The sequence below is a fragment of the Aminobacter sp. DSM 101952 genome (genome assembly GCF_001424795.1).
Taxonomy (GTDB): Bacteria; Pseudomonadota; Alphaproteobacteria; order Rhizobiales; family Rhizobiaceae; genus Aminobacter; species Aminobacter aganoensis.
The window spans coordinates 1-17,093 of the sequence record NZ_LMCL01000035.1 but is presented as its reverse complement, the minus strand read 5'-3'; the positions used below and the strand labels follow the sequence as shown (position 1 = coordinate 17,093).

Genomic DNA, 17,093 nt, shown 5'->3' with positions numbered 1-17,093 from the left:
TGAAACCACCACTCCAGCGATTCTCTTGACATAGGGCGGAGATGGGGACATCTGTCTCGGCAAATGTTTCCTGGAGACCCTGATGCGTGAAAGCTACGACGTCGTCGTGGTGGGCGGAGGCCATGCCGGCTGCGAAGCTGCGTCAGCGGCCGCGCGCGCCGGCGCCAACACCGCACTCGTGACCATTCGCCGCGACACCATTGGCACCATGTCGTGCAATCCCGCCATCGGCGGATTGGGCAAGGGCCATCTTGTCCGCGAGATCGACGCCATGGATGGGCTCATGGGCCGGGTTGCCGATGCGGCGGGCATCCAGTTCCGCCTGCTCAACAGGCGCAAGGGTCCGGCAGTCCGCGGTCCACGCACCCAGGCTGATCGCAAGCTTTATCGCTTGGCGATGCAAGAGGCGATTGCAACACAACCAAATCTGTCTGTTGTTGAAGCTGAAGTCTCTGATTTCATTATAGATAATGGCCACGTCACAGCGGTCGTCCTGGGTGACGGGCGCGAGCTGGCCTGTGCCGCTGTGGTCCTGACGACGGGTACGTTCCTGCGCGGCCTTATCCACATAGGTGAACGCAAGTTCCCGGCCGGTCGCATGAACGAGCAGGCCTCGATGGGACTTTCGGAAACACTGAAGCGTGCCGGATTGCAGCTTGGGCGCTTGAAGACCGGCACGCCGCCGCGTCTCGATGGCCGGACGATCGACTGGGCGTCGTTGGACACGCAAGCTGCGGATGCAGATCCGGTGCCGTTTTCGCTGTTGACGGACAAGATCGGCAATCCGCAGATCGAATGCGGCATCACGCGCACGACGGAGGCGACGCACCGGATTGTCCGGGAGAATCTCGGCCGGTCGGCCATGTATTCCGGCTCGATCGAGGGCGTGGGGCCGCGTTATTGCCCGTCGATCGAAGACAAGATCGTCAAGTTCGGTGATCGCGAGGGACATCAGATCTTTCTCGAGCCGGAAGGCCTCGACGACGACACGGTCTATCCCAACGGCATATCGACCTCGCTTCCCGAGGACGTGCAACTCGATATCTTGAAATCGATACCAGGGCTGGAGCGTGCGGTCATGCTGCAGCCCGGCTATGCGATCGAGTATGACCACATCGATCCGCGCGAACTCGAAACCACGCTCGAAACGAGGCGCGTTCGAGGGCTTTTCCTCGCCGGCCAGATCAATGGAACGACCGGTTATGAAGAAGCCGGCGCGCAAGGGCTGTTGGCCGGTGTCAATGCGGCACGGCTGGCCGGCGGCAGCGAGCAGCTGATTCTCAGCCGGTCCCAGGCTTATATCGGCGTCATGATCGACGATCTGACGAGCCGCGGGATCAGCGAGCCGTATCGGATGTTCACGTCGCGTGCGGAGTTTCGTTTGTCGCTGCGCGCCGACAATGCCGACGAGCGACTGACGCCTCTGGCGATGGACTTGGGCATCGCTTCTGCCGAGCGCGCCAGGCGTTATGGCGAGACGGCCGCGCGTGTCGACGTCGCTCGCGCGCTGTCCAAGACACATACGTTGTCGCCGAACGAGGCGCGACGCCACGGCATCGAGGTCAATCTCGATGGCATCAAGCGGTCGCTCTATGAGCTTCTGGCGTATCCCGATGTCAACTTCATGCATCTTGTTAAGATCTTGCCAGAGTTGGCGTCGGTTGACGCCAAGACGGCCGAAGCCATTGAAACAGAAGCCAAATATGCCGTCTACCTCGACAGGCAGAAGGCCGACGCGGCGCTGATGCTGAAGGAAGAGGAGAGGGTAATCCCCGAAACTCTTGATTTTGAGTCGGTTCCCGGGCTTTCGAACGAGCTGCGCCAGAAGATGCGGACAAGGCGGCCGCGCTCCCTGGCCGAGGCGCAGCGAATCGAAGGCATGACTCCGGCCGCGCTGGCGATCATTCTTTCCCGCGTCCGGAATGCCGAGGTGCAGATGCGCAAGGGTGCCGCTTGAAACAACACGCATATGACAGGTTGCAAGACGTCGCAGGTCCCGTTTCACGTGAAACATTCGACAAGCTGGTTGCCTTCGAAACCGTGTTCCGCAAATGGGCGCAGCGCATCAATCTCGTGGCGCCATCGACGCTCCAGGACGCTTGGGAGCGCCACATTCTCGACAGCGCCCAAGTCGTGCGGCTCGGCGGCGGCGCGATGCGCTGGCTCGACATCGGCTCGGGAGGCGGTTTTCCGGGCCTGATCATCGCCACCATGATCGCAGAGCGGGCCGGAGCATCGATCGACCTGGTCGAAAGCAATCGCAAGAAGGCCGGTTTCCTGCAGGCGGTTGTGGGTGAACTGGGCCTGCCGGCGCGGATTCATGCCAAGCGAATCGAGGACGTGCACAGCGTGATTCGTGCTCCGGAGGTGCTCAGCGCGCGAGCGCTGGCGCCGTTGCCCCTGCTGCTCGAACTCTCGGCGCCCTGGCTCGAAGCCGGCACCACGGCCCTTTTCCACAAAGGCCGGGATTACCGCCAGGAGATCGAAGATAGCGCTCACCAGTGGGGATTCGATCTGGTAGAACACCCAAGCCTGACCGACACGCAGGGGGTCATCCTCGAGATTCGGAACCTGCGCCGCATTTGATTGCGGCGCCATGTGACGACGGAAAACAGCAGTCGAGCCATGAAGATCACACCTAGAATCATTACAGTTGCCAATCAGAAGGGCGGCGTCGGCAAGACCACGACGGCCATCAACCTGGCGACGGCACTGGCCGCCATCGGTGAGCGCGTGCTCATCATCGACCTCGATCCGCAAGGCAATGCCAGCACGGGTCTCGGCATCGATCGCAAGGATCGCGCCGTCTCGTCCTATGACGTGCTGACCGGTGAGCTGGAGATCGAGCAGGCTGCCATGGAGACGGCCGTTCCCGGTCTTTCCCTCATTCCGTCGACGATGGACCTGCTCGGCATAGAAATGGAAATCGCCTCGGCGCCGGACCGCGTGCTGAAGCTGCGCAATGCCCTGCGCGCATCGTCGGAGCGGGCGGCAGGCTACAGCTACGTGCTGATCGACTGCCCGCCGTCGCTCAATCTCCTGACGCTGAATTCGATGGCGGCGGCCGACTCGGTGCTGGTGCCGCTGCAATGCGAGTTCTTTGCCCTCGAGGGCTTGAGCCAGTTGCTTGAGACGGTGGATCAGGTGCGCCGGTCGATCAATCCCGACCTGACCATCCAGGGTATCGTGCTGACGATGTTCGACGGCCGCAACAACCTGGCGAACCAGGTGGTCGAAGACGTGCGCGCGCATATGGGCGAGAAGGTCTACGACACGGTGATACCGCGCAACGTGCGGATTTCGGAAGCGCCGTCCTATGGCAAGCCGGCGATCCTCTACGACCTCAAATGCTCCGGCAGCCAGGCCTATCTGCAGCTCGCCTCGGAAGTCATCAGGCGCGAACGTAAACTCCGGGCCGCGTAATCGATTCGGACTCGAAACAAGCTGGATTAGACATGAACGAAGACCTTTCCAGAAAGCGCCTTGGGCGAGGACTTGCCGCACTGATCGGCGAAATGGACAAGCCTGTCGTGCCGGAAAAGCCCGCAGCCCTGGCCGACGGACGGGTTCCGATCGAATTTGTCAGCCCGAATCCGCGCAACCCGCGGCGCCATTTCGGCGAAGCCGAGCTGGCTGACCTGGCGCAGTCGATCCGCGAACACGGGCTGGTGCAGCCGGTCGTCGTCCGGCCCGCCGCGCAGTCGGGGCGCTACGAAATCATCGCCGGCGAGCGCCGCTGGCGCGCGGCGCAGCGCGCGGGCGTCAACGAGATTCCGGTCATCGTCCGCGACGTCAACGATCGAACGGCGCTCGAGCTCGCCATCATCGAGAACGTGCAGCGCAGCGACCTCAACGCCATCGAAGAGGCGCTCGGCTACCAGCAGCTGATCGACGACCACAACTACACCCAGGCCGATCTCGGCCAGGTCATAGGCAAGAGCCGCAGCCATGTCGCCAATACGCTGCGCCTGCTGAAGCTGCCCGACGTCGTTCGCGACATGCTGATCAACGGCGAATTGTCCGCCGGCCATGCGCGTGCGCTGATCACGGCCCAGGACCCGGCCGGACTTGCCAAGCGCATCGTCGAAGAAGGCCTGTCGGTGCGCCAGGCCGAGGCACTTGCGCAGTTGCCGGCTGACGCCGTCGTCGAAAAGCAGCCGGCGCGACCGGTCGAGAAGGACCCGGACACCATCGCGCTGGAAAAGCTGCTGACCGACGTCGTCGGCATGAAGATTTCGATCGCGCACAAGGAAAAGGGCGGCGAGCTGCGCATCAGCTATCGCTCGCTGGAACAGCTCGATGACCTTTGCCGACGCCTGAAGAGCGAACGTATGTAATTGATTCGATTGATTCTTATTCTGCGAACGCCGGCTTCTTAGCCGGCGTTTTGCTTTTCAGCGCCGGCCACCGGAGAGGCGCGCGCCTTCGACGGCGATGCCGAGCATCGCTTGCCGGGCCAGCGCTACGGCCAGATCCGGCCGCCGCCGCGTCTGCAACGTCGTCGACTGCAAGCGCACCAGCGCGCGGTTCAGCGCCGCCGAACTCCAGCCTGCCAGCGCGCGCTCGACGGCGCGACGGCGGGCAAAGAACACCGGTGGCCGCGCGCCGGCGACCACAGCGGCTGCGTTGCGGCCGCCTGCTTCCATCTCGCCGCGCATCAGATGGATGTTCTGCAGGTGGCGTGTTGCCGTGGCCAGCAGCTGTGCTGCCTGGCTGCCGGTCTGGCACTGCTTGGAAAAAGCCGCGTCGAACTCGGCGATGTTGCCGCCGAGTGCCGCATCGATGGCGTCGTCGAGCGAAAGAGCCGAGACGTCGCCGGTCATCGCCTTGACGTCGTCGAGGCTGATTTCGCCACGTCCCATGGCGTAGAGCGTCAGTTTCTGGACCTCGCCGCGCGTTGCCAGGCGGTCGCCACCGAGGCTGCGGCGCAGCGCGTTGCGTGCGTCGATCGCCATGGTCAGGCCGGCGGCGCGCAGCTCGTCGTCGATGACGGTCTCGATGTCACGGGCTTCGTCGCCGTAGCAGGGCAGGGCCATCCCGGCAAAGGCCCCCTCGACCACGGTGCGCAACGGGGCGCCTTTCTTGAGGTCCTGGGCCTCGATCAGGACAATGGCATCGCGCGGCGGCTCGGCCACCAGGGTCTTGACGTCGTCGGCGAGGCTCTTCTGGGCGGCTGCGTTGCGTACCCAGATCAGGCGGCGCGGCGCGAACATCGGCACGGTGCGCGCTTCGTCGACGAGGCGGCCGCTGTCGCGTTCGACATCGGCGGCGTCGAGCTTCACCACCGAAAACGGATCATCGAGTGGCAGGCCGGTCTTGGCGGCAAAGGCGGCGGCGCGTTCGGAGACGAGGCCGCGGTCAGGCCCGTAGATCAGCACGATCACCGCTTCGGCAGCGGGGCGTGCGAGCCAGGAATCGACCTCGTGAGCTTTCTTCTGCGCCATGCCGTCCTGTTAGCACAGGCCCTCGGGCTGCCGCAGCAATTTTGTCCGCGACCTAGTCGTCGTCGACCAGGATACGTTCGGCTGCGCCATCCATGTCGTCATACTGGCCGCTGTTGAGCGACCAGAGAAACGCCGCAAGGCCAAGCCCGCCGAGGAGAAGTGCTACGGGAAGCAGGAACAACAGTCCGGTCATGATGCCATTGCCTCCTTGATCGGAAAGGGCTGCCCCGGCTCGGTCGCGGGCCGCGACAGCTTCGTCTTGCCGGTGCCGAGCCGCAATCCGTTGGCAATGACAATAACCGAAGATCCCGACATGGCCAAAGCTGCAACCAAGGGCGTGACGTAGCCGAGCAGGGCAATCGGCACGGCGACGGCATTGTAGACGATCGCCAGCACCAGGTTCTGCCGGATCAGGCGGCTGGCCTCCCTGGATGTCGCAAGCGCCAGAGGGATGGCCGAGAGGCTTTCGCGCAGGAAGACGAAATCGGCGGCGCTGCGGCCGATGTCGGCAGCGCTCGCTGGGGCCATCGATACGTGCGCCGCAGCCAGGGCCGGCGCGTCGTTGAGCCCGTCGCCGACCATCAGCACCTTGCGTCCTTCTGCCTTGAGTGTTTCCAGCCGCTCGACCTTGCCGCTGGGTAGCGCGCCCGAAGAGGTCTGGTCGATGCCAAGCGCCGCGGCGACGGATGCGACCGCATCCGGCCGGTCGCCGGAGACGATCTCGACTGCTAGGCCCCTGCCGCGCAGCGCCTCGATGGCTGCGCCAGCGCCGGCGCGCAGCCGGTCCTCAAAGACGAATTCGCCGAGGCGGGCACCGTTCTTCGACAGCACCGTGCCGGCGGCGGTGTTCGCCCTATCCAACGCCCAGGCGGCGCGGCCCAGCCGGTAGGTATCGGTCCCGATCCTGGCCTCAAGTCCGAACCCGGGAATCTCGTCGATGGCGTCGAACGCCCATTCCTTTGCCGGCTTTACAGCGCGGGTTTCGGCGAGAGCGCGGGAAATCGGATGGCGCGAATGCAGGCCGATCGCGGCTGCCAGCGCCAGCACGTCGGGCGCAGTTTCGTTGGCATTGACCAGCCGCGGCCTGCCGAGCGTCAGCGTGCCGGTCTTGTCGAAGACGACGGTGTCGATCTCCGCCAGACGCTCCATGGCCGAGCCGTCCTTGACCATGATGCCGTTCTCGAACAGGCGCCGCGCGGCTGCGACCTGGACGATCGGCACGGCAAGGCCGAGCGCGCAGGGGCAGGTGATGATCAGCACGGCAATGGCGATGGTGATCGCCTGATGCCAGTTGCCGTCGGCGACCATCCAGCCGAGGAAGGTCAGGAAGGCGGTGAGGTGCAGGATCGGGGCGTAGAGTGCGGCGGCCCGGTCGGCGATGCGGCGATAGCCACCGCGGCCGCTCTCAGCGGCCTCCATCAGCCGCATCATTTCGGCGAGGAACGAATCCTGCGCCGCCGCGGTTGCCTCGATGGTCAGCGGACCGGTCAGGTTGAGGGTGCCTGCGCGCAGCGAGGCGCCGGCCTCGACGACAACGGGAGCGCTTTCGCCCGAGACGATGGCGCAGTCCAGTTCCGAGCGGCCCTTGAGCACACGGGCGTCGACAGGCACGCGTTCGCCCGCCGCCAGCAGTATGTGCGCGCCTGGCCTGATGTCGCTGACCGGCAGGTAGGCGCTGCTGCCGTCGGTGTTGAGCACGGTAGCGCCGCGGGCGGCGAGCCGGGCGAGGCCCTTGACGGCGACGCGGGCGCGCTCGCGCATGACGTGGTCGAGCGTGCGGCCGATCAGCAGGAAGAACAGCAGCGAGGCCGAGGCATCGAAATAGGCGTGCGGGCCGCTGTTGGCGGTGTCGTAGAGGCTCATGCTGTAGGCAAGCAGGATGCCGATGGAAATCGGTACGTCCATGTTGGTGCGGCCGTTGCGCAGGGCACCCCAGGCGGAACGGAAGAAGATGCGTCCGGCATAGGCAAGGGCCGGCAAGGCGATCAGCGCGGAGATCCAATGGAACAGGTCGCGGGTCGCATCGGTCGCGCCGGACCATACCGACACCGACAGCAGCATGATGTTGCCTGCGGCGAAGCCGGCGATGCCCAATCCCCGGATGAGTTCGGCAAGCGTCTCGTCCTTCTCGTCGGCGCCTTGCTCGAACAGGTGGCTTTCATAGCCCAGCCGCCCCAGCGCCTCGGCGATGTCGGGAGTGGCCGCATCCTCGCGCCAGCGCACCGAGACCCGCTTTGTCGACAGGTTGACCCGGGCATGGTCGACGCCGTCAAGGTGGCCAAGCGCGGCCTCGATGTTGGTCATGCAGGCGCCGCAATGCACCCCGGGCACGGAGAGGTCGGCCTGGCGCAGGCCGCCTGGCAGGGCACGGCTGGACAGCGCCAGCTCTTCACGGGCGGGGCCCTTGGCGACAGCCGAGGGCAGGCTGAGGGCGGTATCGGCGTCGGGACCACAGCAGTTCATTTCAGCGCTCCGTCGGCGACGACGATCCGGCGTGTCTCCCTGTAGGAGGTGCCGTCCGCCATCCTTGCCTTGGTGTTGACGATCCAGATGCCGTCACGCACGGCGGCAAGGGCGGCGAAGTTTCCAGTGTCCTTGGCTGTGAGCGTCACCTGCCAGTCCTCGGCCTCGTAGGCCGGGCGACGGAAAGCCGCGACGACGCTTTCGGCCCGAACAGGCGTTCCGGACGCATCGTCCAGGCTGTAGCGGATCTCGCCGTCGGCGATCTTCAGCGTCGTTTTCCAGCCGAGAGCCGCCTGGGCGCGGGATTCAGCCACGCGATCGTTGAACTCCTGGCTGGCGACGTAGGTGTTCTGCACGACAAGGCCGGTCCAGCTGGTGTTGGCGAAGGTCGCCATGAGCAGGTTGACCGAGATGATGACGCCGAAGAAGACGACCATGATCGTCAGCATGTGCCAGCCGGTGAACTGTCTGGGCTGACCGGAGCGAGGGTTCATCTGGCTGCCTCCGGAACGTTGAACTTGGCGACATATGTATCCGACTCGGCGCTTGCCTTGTCTTCGACGACGAATGTGAAGCTTTGTCCCTCGGCGAGGTTATCACGTGGCAGGCGGACATAGACCTTGATGGTCTTGAGCCTGTCCGGCTCGGCCTCGACGGTGACCGAGCGGCTCTCGGGCTGGTCCATGCCGACGACGCTCATCATCGCCTCCGGCAACCCTTCCATGCTGAGCACGATGGTGCGCGGCTCAGGCACCATGTTGAGCAGCTTGACGGTGTAGCCATTGCGGATCGAGCCGTCGGCGAGGCGCACGAATTGCGGGTTGCGGTCCTGCAGCACATTGACTTCGAGCCGGTCGCGGCTGAGCAGGGCAACGAGCAGGGCGACGCCGATCATGCTCCAGGCGCCGGCATAGACCAGGGTGCGCAGGCGGAAGATGCGGCCAAGGCGGAAGTGGGCGATGGCGGCATTGAGCTTGCCCTCGGAGTTGCGGACGCGCTTGGGATCGATCCTGGCGGTGACCGGATCGGTGGCGATCGCCATGTTCGACTGGTAGTCGGCCAGCGTGGCGTAAGAAATCAGGCCGCGTTCCTTGCCGATCTTGTCCATGACGCTGTCGCAGGCGTCGATGCAGAGCGCGCAGGTGATGCATTCGAGCTGCTGGCCGTCGCGGATGTCGATGCCCATCGGGCAGACCGCCACGCAAGCGTTGCAGTCGACGCAATCGCCGACGCTAAGCCCTTCGGCCACCGCCTTCTTGGCGTGGCGCGAACGCGGTTCGCCACGCCAGTCGTTATAGGTGACGGTCAGCGAGTTCTCGTCGAGCATGGCTGCCTGGATACGCGGCCACGGGCACATGTAGGTGCAGACCTGCTCGCGCATCAGGCCGCCAAAGATGTAGGTCGTGGCGGTGAGGATGGCGACGGTCATGTAGGCGACGGGGGCCGCCTGGCCGGTCACGAAGTCGCCCAGCAGCGTCGGGGCGTCGGCGAAATAGAAAATCCACGCGCCGCCGGTGGCGACTGCGATGACGAGCCAGGTTGCGTGCTTGGCAACGCGCTTCCAAAGCTTGTCGAACGACCAGGGGGCGCCGTCGAGCTTGATGCGGGCGTTGCGGTCGCCCTCGATGCCGCGTTCGACCACCAGGAACAGGTCGACCCACACGGTCTGCGGGCAGGTGTAGCCGCACCAGGCGCGGCCGACGGTCGAGGTGACGAGGAACAGGCCGATGCCGGCCATCACCAAGAGGCCGGCGACGTAGAAGAATTCCTGCGGCCAGATCTCGATGGCGAAGAAGTAGAAGCGGCGGTTGGCGATGTCGAGCAGCACCGCCTGGTCGGGTGCATAGGGGCCACGGTCCCAGCGGATCCACGGCGTCAGGTAGTAGATGCCCAGCGTGATCAGCATGATCAGCCATTTGAACTGGCGGAATCGACCGGAGGCGCGCTTGGGAAAGACCTTCTTGCGCGCGCTGTACAGCGGCTGGCGGGTCTTGGCGGAGTTGACCGCCTCTACCTCGAGCCTCTCGACTTCGGTCTCGTCAAGCATTTACCTCTCCTGCAACCCATCACCGGGGTTGGCCTGTTATGCCCGGCCGGCTGTCTGCCGGCCTTGACCCAGGTCAATCCCCGGGTCTCTTGCGCGTCGAGGCCCGGCATTGCTGCCGAGCCTCTTGCCCCCGCCCTTCGACCATCGCCCATTGGCGATGGAGGGTTATTCGCCGCCACCGAGCGAATGGACGAAGATGGCAAGCTCCTTGACCTTCACGTCGCCCAGGCGGTCGCCCCAGGCGGGCATGGCGCCGTGCTTGGGCTGGCGCACCTGCCGGGCGATCGCGGCTTGCCCGGAGGCATAGAGAGCGATGGCGTCGGTCAGGTCTGGCGCGCCCATTTCCTTGTTGCCCTTGGCGTTTTCGCCATGGCAGGCGGCACAGTTGTCGGCGAAGACCTGAGCGCCGGCCGGCACCAGGTCGGGCGTGTCGGCCCGGCCCTCGAGGCTGGCGACATAGGCTGCAACCTCGTTGATCTGCTGCGGCTCGAGGACATCGGCGAAGGCCGGCATCTCCGAGACGTGCGTGTCCTCGTCGCCGTCAAAGCGGACGCCGTGCGCGATGGTCTGGTAGATCTGGTCGATGTTGCCGCCCCACAGCCATTCGTCGTCGTTCAGGTTGGGGAAGCCGGGCGAGCCCTGCGCGCCCGAACCATGGCACTGGATGCAGTTGACCTTGAAGGCTGCCGAACCGGCGGCGGTGGCGAACTGCCTGAGGTTCTGGTCGGCCAGGATCTCGCCGACGCTCTTCGCCTTCACCGCCTCGACATAGGCGCTCTTGGCCTGCTCTGCGGCGGCGAGTTCATTCTTGACGTCGGCGCGGCTGGAATAGCCCAGAAAGCCGGTCGTCGTGGTGCTGATCAGCGGCCATGCCGGATAGGCGATGCTGTAGACCAGCGCCCAGACGATGGTGGCGTAGAAGGTCCACAGCCACCAGCGCGGCATCGGATTGTTGAGCTCCTGGATGCCGTCCCATTCGTGCCCGGTGGTCTCGACGCCGGACAGTTCGTCGATTTGCTTTTCGCTCACAGATCAATCCTCCTTGAGCGGAATTTGTGCGGCCTGTTCGGCCGCCTCGCGGCTGCCCGGCCGAAGCGCGAAGATCACGGCGCCGATGAAGAAGACGGTCATTGCCAGCAGCGCCCAGCTGTCGGCGAATTGTCTCAACGTGGTGTAGTCCATGACAAATCTCCTAGCGGTAGTCGGCGGACGCATCGTAGGTCGAGAAGTCGACCAGCGTGCCCAGCATCTGCAGGTAGGCGACCAGCGCATCCATTTCGGTCAGCGCCGCCGGGTTGCCGTCGAAGTCGCCGAGCTTGGCCTTGGGATAGCGGGCGAGCACGCCCGAGGTGTCGGCATTGGGGTCGGCCTGCGCCCTGATGTCGGCCTCGGCGCTGGCGATCATCTCGTCGCTGTAGGGAACGCCGACACGCCGGTTGGCCGTCAGGTCGTAGCTGATGGTGTCGACAGCCAGCGGCGTCTCCTTGAGGAAGGCGTAGCTCGGCATCACCGATTCCGGCACCACCGAACGCGGTTCGATCAGGTGCTGGACGTGCCATTCGTTGGAGTAGCGGTTGCCGACGCGGGCGAGGTCCGGGCCGGTGCGCTTCGATCCCCACTGGAAGGGGTGATCGTACATCGACTCGGCAGCCAGGCTGTAGTGGCCGTAGCGCTCCACCTCGTCGCGGAACGGCCGGATCATCTGGCTGTGGCAGGTGTAGCAACCCTCGCGGATGTAGATGTTGCGTCCCGCCAGCTCCAGCGGCGAGTAGGGACGCATGCCCTCGACCTTCTCGATGGTGTTTTCGAGGTAGAAGAGCGGCGTGATCTGGACGAGGCCGCCGATGCTGACGACCAGCAGCGTGCCGACCAGCAGGAGCGTCGCGTTCTTCTCGATGGTCTTGTGTTTGTCGAGCAGTGCCATGTCGGGCTCCTTACTGGGCAGGCTGGATTGCAGGGGCCGCGCCGGGCAGCGGCTCTTCCTGGCGCACGTGGCCGCGGATGGTCATGTAGACGTTGAAGGCCATGACCAGCGCACCGGCGAGGAACATCAGGCCGCCAATGGTGCGGACGATGTAGTAGGGGACCATGGCCGCGACGCTTTCGGCGAAGGAATAGACCAGGAAGCCCTGCTCGTCGTATTCGCGCCACATCAGGCCCTGGCTGATGCCGGCGACCCACATGACGGCGGCGTAGACGACGATGCCGAGGGTGGCGAGCCAGAAGTGCCAGGTGACCATGCGCATCGAGTAGAGGCGTTCACGACCCCACAGGCGCGGCACCAGGAAGTAGATGGCGCCGAAGGTGATCATGCCGTTCCAGCCGAGCGCGCCGGAATGGACGTGGCCGATGGTCCATTCAGTGTAGTGGCTGAGCGAGTTGACAGCCTTGATCGACATCATCGGGCCCTCGAAGGTCGACATGCCGTAGAAGGCGATGGCCACCACCATCATGCGGATGATCGGATCGGTGCGGATCTTGTCCCAGGCCCCGGACAGCGTCATCAGGCCGTTGATCATGCCGCCCCAGGACGGCATCCACAGCATGATCGAGAACACCATGCCGAGCGTCTGCGCCCAGTCGGGCAGGGCGGTGTAGTGCAGGTGGTGCGGGCCGGCCCAGATGTAGAGGAAGATCAGCGACCAGAAGTGGATGATTGACAGCCGGTAGGAATAGACCGGGCGTTCGGCCTGCTTGGGCACGAAGTAGTACATCATGCCGAGGAAGCCGGCGGTGAGGAAGAAGCCGACGGCATTGTGGCCGTACCACCATTGCGTCAGCGCATCCTGCACGCCCGAGAACAGCGAGTAGCTCTTCGAACCGAGGAACGACGCCGGCACCGCCAGGTTGTTGACGATGTGCAGCATGGCGATGGTGACGATGAAGGCGAGGTAGAACCAGTTGGCCACATAGATATGCGGCTCCTTGCGGTTCAGGATCGTGCCGAGGAAGACGATGAGGTAGGCGACCCAGACGACTGTCAGGAAGATGTCGACATACCACTCCGGCTCGGCGTATTCGCGGCTCTGGGTGATGCCCAGGAGGTAGCCGGTGGCTGCCATGATGATGAACAGCTGATAGCCCCAGAACACGTACCAGGCGAGATTGCCGCCGAACAGGCGGGCACGCGACGTGCGCTGGACCACGTAGAAGGACGTGGCGATCAGCGCATTGCCGCCGAAGGCGAAGATCACGGCCGAGGTGTGCAGCGGGCGCAGGCGCCCGAAGTTCAGCCATGGCTCGATATTGAGGTCGGGGAAGGCAAGCTGCGCCGCAACGATGACGCCGACGAGGAAGCCGGTCACGCCCCAGAAGACGGTGGCGATGACGCCGTATCGGACCGGCCCGTCCATGTAGGGCGAGTTGTCCTCGGCGGAAACGCCGGCGGGCGCGTAGCTGCTGGTGCGCATCAGGACGATGACGCTCGCGGTCAGCACGAAGAACAGCACCCACATATGGGCGCCGAACTGGCTGTCCTTGGCGAAGGCTGCGCCGAGCAAGGCGGCAAAGGCCGCCAATGCCAGCAGGATGGTTTCCATAGCGTATTTCATGAGCGATCCCCGACGGTAGCTGGGCGCCGAAAGCTCGCGTCGGCACCAGACGGCACACATCCATGACAATTGCCCACACTGCCTTGATCTGGATCAAGGTCAAGCGCGGCCCGCCGGACCAGCCTTGGGGCAAAGAGGAAGTTTCGAAACAAGATGAATGCGCGCTGGGAAATGCAGGCCGGACCGGAGGACGCGGCTCTACTTGACGCTGTGGCAGCCATACATAGCGCACATGCCGAAATGCTTTCGCTGTGCGACAGGCTGGAGGAAATCGCCGACTCACTGCCCAACGAGATCGACCGGCGCAGCTGCGTGCTGGCGGCAAGGGCGCTCGGACCGGCGATGGTCAAGGTCCATCGTTTCGAGGAGCAGCGGCTGCATCCGCAGTTTGCCGCGCGACTGGCGCATAGCGGCGAAGCGCGCGAGACGGTCGCGCGGCTCAAGAACGAGCATTTCGAGGATGAAGGTTATGCCGCCGAGTTGCGCGATGCGCTGCGCGCGACGGCACGCAGCGGCAAGGCGGAAAATCCCGAGACCCTGGGCTTCATGCTGCGCGGGTTCTTCGGGGCGTTGCGGCGGCACATCGCCTTCGAGCGCGACCATGTGCTGGCGGTGCTGTCGTCCGGCTCGTGAGCCGAGGGGTCAGACGTTGGCGCGACGTTCCAGCCTGGCCACGTCGAAGACGGTGATGTGGCGGTTGTTCTCGACCGCGATCAGACCGTCCTTGCGCAGCTTGGTCAGTTGCCGGCTGACCGTCTCGATGGTCAGGCCGAGGAAGTCGGCGATGTCGGCGCGGGTCAGCGGCAGGTCGAAGCTGACCTCGCCACCGAGCTCCTTTTCCGGGTCGGAATGGCGGGCGATGAGATGGAGGAACGACGCAACCCGTTCCGCCGCCGTCTTGCGGCCGAGCGTCAGCATCCAGTCGCGCGCTTCGTCGAGCTCGTTGAGCGCCTGCACGTGCAGCCTGTGGCCGAGCTCGGGCGACAGCTCGATCATGCGGTCGAGCGACTTCTTGGGGAAGGCGCAGACGCGCACCGGGGTCGCTGCCTCGGCGGTGATCGAGCTCTCGTGCTTGAACGGGCGGCCGATGAAATCCGGCGCGAACTGCAGTCCGACGATCTGCTGGCGGCCGTCGGGCAAGGTCTTGGTCAGCTTGACCACGCCGGCGAGCACATTGGCGTAGCTGTCGATGGTGTCGGCATCCGACACCAGCACCGTGCCCGGATCGACCTTGCGCTTGGTGGTGTGACGGCTGAGCTCGACCAGCTGGTCGGTGGTCAACGCACCGCAAACGCCGCGATGCCGTGCCTCACAGGAGCGGCACAGCGCGGGTATCTCAGAATTGTGAATGTCCTGGCGGATGGTCATCGCGTCGTCCGGCGTCTGATTTGATCAATCTAGGGACCGCGGGGCGTAAAAGGAACCGTGTCATTGTGTCTCCCGCCGCGGCTTTGTTGATCCAGGTCAAGGTGTTGCCGCTGCGTCCGTCGCAACCTTGGCCATTGACGGAGACGACCATGGACAAAACCCTCGTCGAAAAATACGCCGCACCTGTGCCGCGCTACACCAGCTACCCGACAGCGCCGCACTTCAGCGCGGACATATCGTCGGCAACCTATGGCGACTGGCTGCGGGCGCTGCCGAAGGGGGCGTCCGCGTCGCTCTATGTCCACATCCCCTATTGCGACCGGCTGTGCTGGTTCTGCGCCTGCCACACCAAGCAGACGCGGCAATATGAGCCCGTGGCGCGCTACCTCAAGGCGCTCGACGCCGAGATCGGCAGCATTTCCGCGCTGACCGGCAACAGGCTCAACGTCACGGCGCTGCATTTCGGCGGCGGCTCGCCGACATTGCTCCAGGCCGCCGACATCCTCGCCTTGGGCGGCAGACTGCGTGACAGCTTCGCCTTCGCGTCCGATGCCGAGATCAGCGTCGAGATGGACCCCAACGACATGGACGAGGCGCGTTTCGATGCGCTGGCCGCTATCGGCATGACGCGCGCCAGCCTCGGCGTTCAGGATTTCGACGAACGCGTGCAGCGGACGATCAACCGCGAGCAGACCTTCGACCAGACGAAATGGGTCGTCGATGCCGTGCGGGCGCGCGGCGTGGGTTCGGTCAATCTCGACATGCTCTATGGACTGCCGCACCAGACGCTCGACAGCATCGAGGCAACGACCGGGCTGGTGCTGTCGCTTCGCCCGGATCGCATCGCGCTGTTCGGCTATGCGCATGTGCCGTGGATGAAGAAGCATCAGACCATGATCGACGAGGCGCTTTTGCCCGATGCGGCGGCGCGACTTGAGCAGGCGGAGGTGGCCACCCGGCTGATCCTGGCCGCCGGCTACGAGGCCGTTGGCATGGACCATTTCGCACTGCCCGACGACAGCCTTGCTGTTGCCGCGCGTTCAGGCACGCTGCGGCGCAACTTCCAGGGCTACACCACCGACCAGGCCGACGCCCTGATCGGGCTCGGCGCCTCGTCGATCGGGCTTTTGCCGCAAGGCTACGTCCAGAACATGCCGGCGACAGGCGAATATGAGCGCCGCGTGCTGGCCGGCGGGCTGGCCACGGTGCGCGGCGTGGCGCTTTCCGATGCCGACCGGATGCGCTCCTGGGTCATCGAACGGCTGATGTGCGACTTTTCCGTCTCGCGCTGCGAGCTGCTGGCCCGCTTCGGCGAGATGGCCCGCGCGGTCATCGCCGAGGCCGAGTTGCTGGCCGCCAACGACCGCGACATCTTCACCCGTGCCGGCAACCGCTTTGTCGTCACCGAGCGCGGCAAACCCTTCGTCCGCTCCATCGTCGCTCATTTCGACGCCTATCTCGGGCGGGGAACGGCGCGCCACTCGGTCGCCGTCTGATCGCAGGGGTATTGGTGCGTCGCGTCAATTTCCTGTATGCACGCCGTGCGAGGCGGACGGCGAACAGGAACGGACCTGATGAAGCTTACGGTATTTGGGATCGGCTATGTCGGTCTTGTGCAGGCTGCGGTGCTGGCGGAGGTCGGGCATGACGTTGTCTGCGTCGATGTCGATGCGGCCAAGGTCGAGCGGCTGAACCAGGGGTTCATCCCGATCTTCGAACCGGGGCTGGAGGNATCTCGCTGCCGTAAGGCACAGCCTGCCCTAATTTCCTGTATGCACGCCGTGCGAGGCGGACGGCGAACAGGAACGGACCTGATGAAGCTTACGGTATTTGGGATCGGCTATGTCGGTCTTGTGCAGGCTGCGGTGCTGGCGGAGGTCGGGCATGACGTTGTCTGCGTCGATGTCGACGCGGCCAAGGTCGAGCGGCTGAACCAGGGGTTCATCCCGATCTTCGAACCGGGGCTGGAGGCCTTGGTGCGCGACAACCATGCGGCGGGCCGCATCGTCTTCACCACCGACGCCTCGATGGCGGTGAAGCATGGCGAGATCCAGATGATCGCGGTCGGCACGCCGCAGGGCGAGGACGGCTCGGCCGACCTCAAATACGTGCTGTCGGTGGCCGATGCCATCGGCCGCGAGATGGCCGAGGCCAAGATCGTCGTTACCAAGTCGACGGTGCCGGTCGGCACCGCCGACAAGGTGCGCGAGACCATCGCCG

Annotated in this window: 16 protein-coding genes and 2 pseudogenes; 8 read left to right on the top strand and 10 right to left on the bottom strand. The window is 64.9% G+C overall.

The genetic code is table 11. The features are described 5' to 3' along the window. The first annotated feature begins 82 nt into the window (after positions 1-82). The 4 genes from mnmG to ASC75_RS24080 are packed head-to-tail and all read left to right on the top strand — an operon-like array spanning position 83 to position 4,337. Positions 83-1,957 (top strand): tRNA uridine-5-carboxymethylaminomethyl(34) synthesis enzyme MnmG, encoded by a 1,875-nt coding sequence (gene mnmG / locus ASC75_RS24095; protein WP_055981794.1) that lies wholly within the window; start codon positions 83-85, stop codon positions 1,955-1,957. After that, a complete protein-coding gene (rsmG, locus tag ASC75_RS24090) occupies positions 1,954-2,586 on the top strand; it encodes a 16S rRNA (guanine(527)-N(7))-methyltransferase RsmG (protein ID WP_055981789.1) in 633 nt (210 codons plus the stop codon). Before mnmG ends, rsmG begins: the two co-directional genes overlap by 4 nt. A 39-nt stretch (positions 2,587-2,625) precedes the next feature. Further along, positions 2,626-3,423, top strand: coding sequence for a ParA family protein (locus ASC75_RS24085; protein ID WP_055981786.1), 798 nt, complete (start codon positions 2,626-2,628; stop codon positions 3,421-3,423). Positions 3,424-3,455: 32 nt separating this feature from the next. After that, positions 3,456-4,337, top strand: coding sequence for a ParB/RepB/Spo0J family partition protein (locus tag ASC75_RS24080; RefSeq protein ID WP_055981784.1), 882 nt, complete (start codon positions 3,456-3,458; stop codon positions 4,335-4,337). A 57-nt stretch (positions 4,338-4,394) separates the two neighbouring features. Here the strand turns inward: ASC75_RS24080 and holA are convergent, their stop codons facing one another. The 9 genes from holA to ccoN form a co-directional block, all read right to left on the bottom strand. Next, positions 4,395-5,444 (bottom strand): DNA polymerase III subunit delta, encoded by a 1,050-nt coding sequence (gene holA / locus ASC75_RS24075; RefSeq protein ID WP_055981781.1) that lies wholly within the window; start codon positions 5,442-5,444, stop codon positions 4,395-4,397. Positions 5,445-5,496: 52 nt separating this feature from the next. Further along, positions 5,497-5,637 (bottom strand): cbb3-type cytochrome oxidase assembly protein CcoS, encoded by a 141-nt coding sequence (gene ccoS, locus ASC75_RS24070; RefSeq protein WP_055981778.1) that lies wholly within the window; start codon positions 5,635-5,637, stop codon positions 5,497-5,499. Further along, positions 5,634-7,907: a cation-translocating P-type ATPase gene (locus tag ASC75_RS24065; protein ID WP_055981775.1), complete on the bottom strand. Its 2,274-nt coding sequence runs from the start codon at positions 7,905-7,907 to the stop codon at positions 5,634-5,636. Before ASC75_RS24065 ends, ccoS begins: the two co-directional genes overlap by 4 nt. Then, positions 7,904-8,401 carry a FixH family protein gene (locus ASC75_RS24060; RefSeq protein WP_055981772.1) on the bottom strand — a complete coding sequence of 166 codons (498 nt, stop codon included), beginning with the start codon at positions 8,399-8,401 and terminating at the stop codon, positions 7,904-7,906. Before ASC75_RS24060 ends, ASC75_RS24065 begins: the two co-directional genes overlap by 4 nt. Continuing rightward, complete coding sequence (gene ccoG / locus ASC75_RS24055) at positions 8,398-9,954, bottom strand: cytochrome c oxidase accessory protein CcoG (RefSeq protein WP_055981769.1); 1,557 nt, start codon at positions 9,952-9,954, stop codon at positions 8,398-8,400. Before ccoG ends, ASC75_RS24060 begins: the two co-directional genes overlap by 4 nt. Positions 9,955-10,119: 165 nt before the next feature. After that, positions 10,120-10,983 (bottom strand): cytochrome-c oxidase, cbb3-type subunit III, encoded by an 864-nt coding sequence (ccoP, locus tag ASC75_RS24050; RefSeq protein ID WP_055981766.1) that lies wholly within the window; start codon positions 10,981-10,983, stop codon positions 10,120-10,122. A gap of 3 nt (positions 10,984-10,986) precedes the next feature. Next, positions 10,987-11,136, bottom strand: a complete 150-nt coding sequence (locus tag ASC75_RS24045; protein WP_055981764.1) for a CcoQ/FixQ family Cbb3-type cytochrome c oxidase assembly chaperone — start codon at positions 11,134-11,136, stop codon at positions 10,987-10,989. Positions 11,137-11,146: 10 nt separating this feature from the next. Then, positions 11,147-11,878 carry a cytochrome-c oxidase, cbb3-type subunit II gene (gene ccoO / locus ASC75_RS24040; RefSeq protein ID WP_055981761.1) on the bottom strand — a complete coding sequence of 244 codons (732 nt, stop codon included), beginning with the start codon at positions 11,876-11,878 and terminating at the stop codon, positions 11,147-11,149. 10 nt (positions 11,879-11,888) lie between these two features. Beyond that, positions 11,889-13,505 (bottom strand): cytochrome-c oxidase, cbb3-type subunit I, encoded by a 1,617-nt coding sequence (gene ccoN, locus ASC75_RS24035; RefSeq protein ID WP_055981760.1) that lies wholly within the window; start codon positions 13,503-13,505, stop codon positions 11,889-11,891. 153 nt (positions 13,506-13,658) lie between these two features. On the opposite strand from ccoN, the gene ASC75_RS24030 reads away from it, so the two are divergent. Continuing rightward, the gene (locus tag ASC75_RS24030) at positions 13,659-14,138 is read left to right on the top strand and encodes a hemerythrin domain-containing protein (protein ID WP_082496740.1); all 480 of its coding nucleotides are present in this window, start codon (positions 13,659-13,661) and stop codon (positions 14,136-14,138) included. 9 nt (positions 14,139-14,147) lie between these two features. Here ASC75_RS24030 and ASC75_RS24025 read toward each other — a convergent pair whose 3' ends face one another. After that, positions 14,148-14,873 (bottom strand): Crp/Fnr family transcriptional regulator, encoded by a 726-nt coding sequence (locus ASC75_RS24025; RefSeq protein ID WP_055981753.1) that lies wholly within the window; start codon positions 14,871-14,873, stop codon positions 14,148-14,150. Between the two features lie 149 nt (positions 14,874-15,022). Between ASC75_RS24025 and hemN the strand changes: the two genes are divergently transcribed. From hemN to ASC75_RS25760, 3 genes and pseudogenes are all read left to right on the top strand, one after another. Beyond that, positions 15,023-16,369 (top strand): oxygen-independent coproporphyrinogen III oxidase, encoded by a 1,347-nt coding sequence (gene hemN, locus ASC75_RS24020; protein WP_055982324.1) that lies wholly within the window; start codon positions 15,023-15,025, stop codon positions 16,367-16,369. A 78-nt stretch (positions 16,370-16,447) separates the two neighbouring features. Continuing rightward, positions 16,448-16,604: pseudogene (locus ASC75_RS25765) on the top strand (3-hydroxyacyl-CoA dehydrogenase NAD-binding domain-containing protein); the annotation flags it as partial. 83 nt (positions 16,605-16,687) lie between these two features. Beyond that, positions 16,688-17,093: pseudogene (locus tag ASC75_RS25760) on the top strand (UDP-glucose/GDP-mannose dehydrogenase family protein); the annotation flags it as partial.

Coding starts and splice junctions, on each gene's coding strand:
- mnmG (WP_055981794.1), top strand. CDS start 83: ATGCGTGAAAGCTACGACGTCGTCGTGGTGGGCGGAGGCCATGCCGGC.
- ASC75_RS24085 (WP_055981786.1), top strand. CDS start 2,626: ATGAAGATCACACCTAGAATCATTACAGTTGCCAATCAGAAGGGCGGC.
- ASC75_RS24080 (WP_055981784.1), top strand. CDS start 3,456: ATGAACGAAGACCTTTCCAGAAAGCGCCTTGGGCGAGGACTTGCCGCA.
- holA (WP_055981781.1), bottom strand. CDS start 5,444: ATGGCGCAGAAGAAAGCTCACGAGGTCGATTCCTGGCTCGCACGCCCC.
- ccoS (WP_055981778.1), bottom strand. CDS start 5,637: ATGACCGGACTGTTGTTCCTGCTTCCCGTAGCACTTCTCCTCGGCGGG.
- ASC75_RS24065 (WP_055981775.1), bottom strand. CDS start 7,907: ATGAACTGCTGTGGTCCCGACGCCGATACCGCCCTCAGCCTGCCCTCG.
- ASC75_RS24060 (WP_055981772.1), bottom strand. CDS start 8,401: ATGAACCCTCGCTCCGGTCAGCCCAGACAGTTCACCGGCTGGCACATG.
- ccoG (WP_055981769.1), bottom strand. CDS start 9,954: ATGCTTGACGAGACCGAAGTCGAGAGGCTCGAGGTAGAGGCGGTCAAC.
- ASC75_RS24045 (WP_055981764.1), bottom strand. CDS start 11,136: ATGGACTACACCACGTTGAGACAATTCGCCGACAGCTGGGCGCTGCTG.
- ccoO (WP_055981761.1), bottom strand. CDS start 11,878: ATGGCACTGCTCGACAAACACAAGACCATCGAGAAGAACGCGACGCTC.
- ccoN (WP_055981760.1), bottom strand. CDS start 13,505: ATGAAATACGCTATGGAAACCATCCTGCTGGCATTGGCGGCCTTTGCC.
- ASC75_RS24030 (WP_082496740.1), top strand. CDS start 13,659: ATGAATGCGCGCTGGGAAATGCAGGCCGGACCGGAGGACGCGGCTCTA.
- ASC75_RS24025 (WP_055981753.1), bottom strand. CDS start 14,873: ATGACCATCCGCCAGGACATTCACAATTCTGAGATACCCGCGCTGTGC.
- hemN (WP_055982324.1), top strand. CDS start 15,023: ATGGACAAAACCCTCGTCGAAAAATACGCCGCACCTGTGCCGCGCTAC.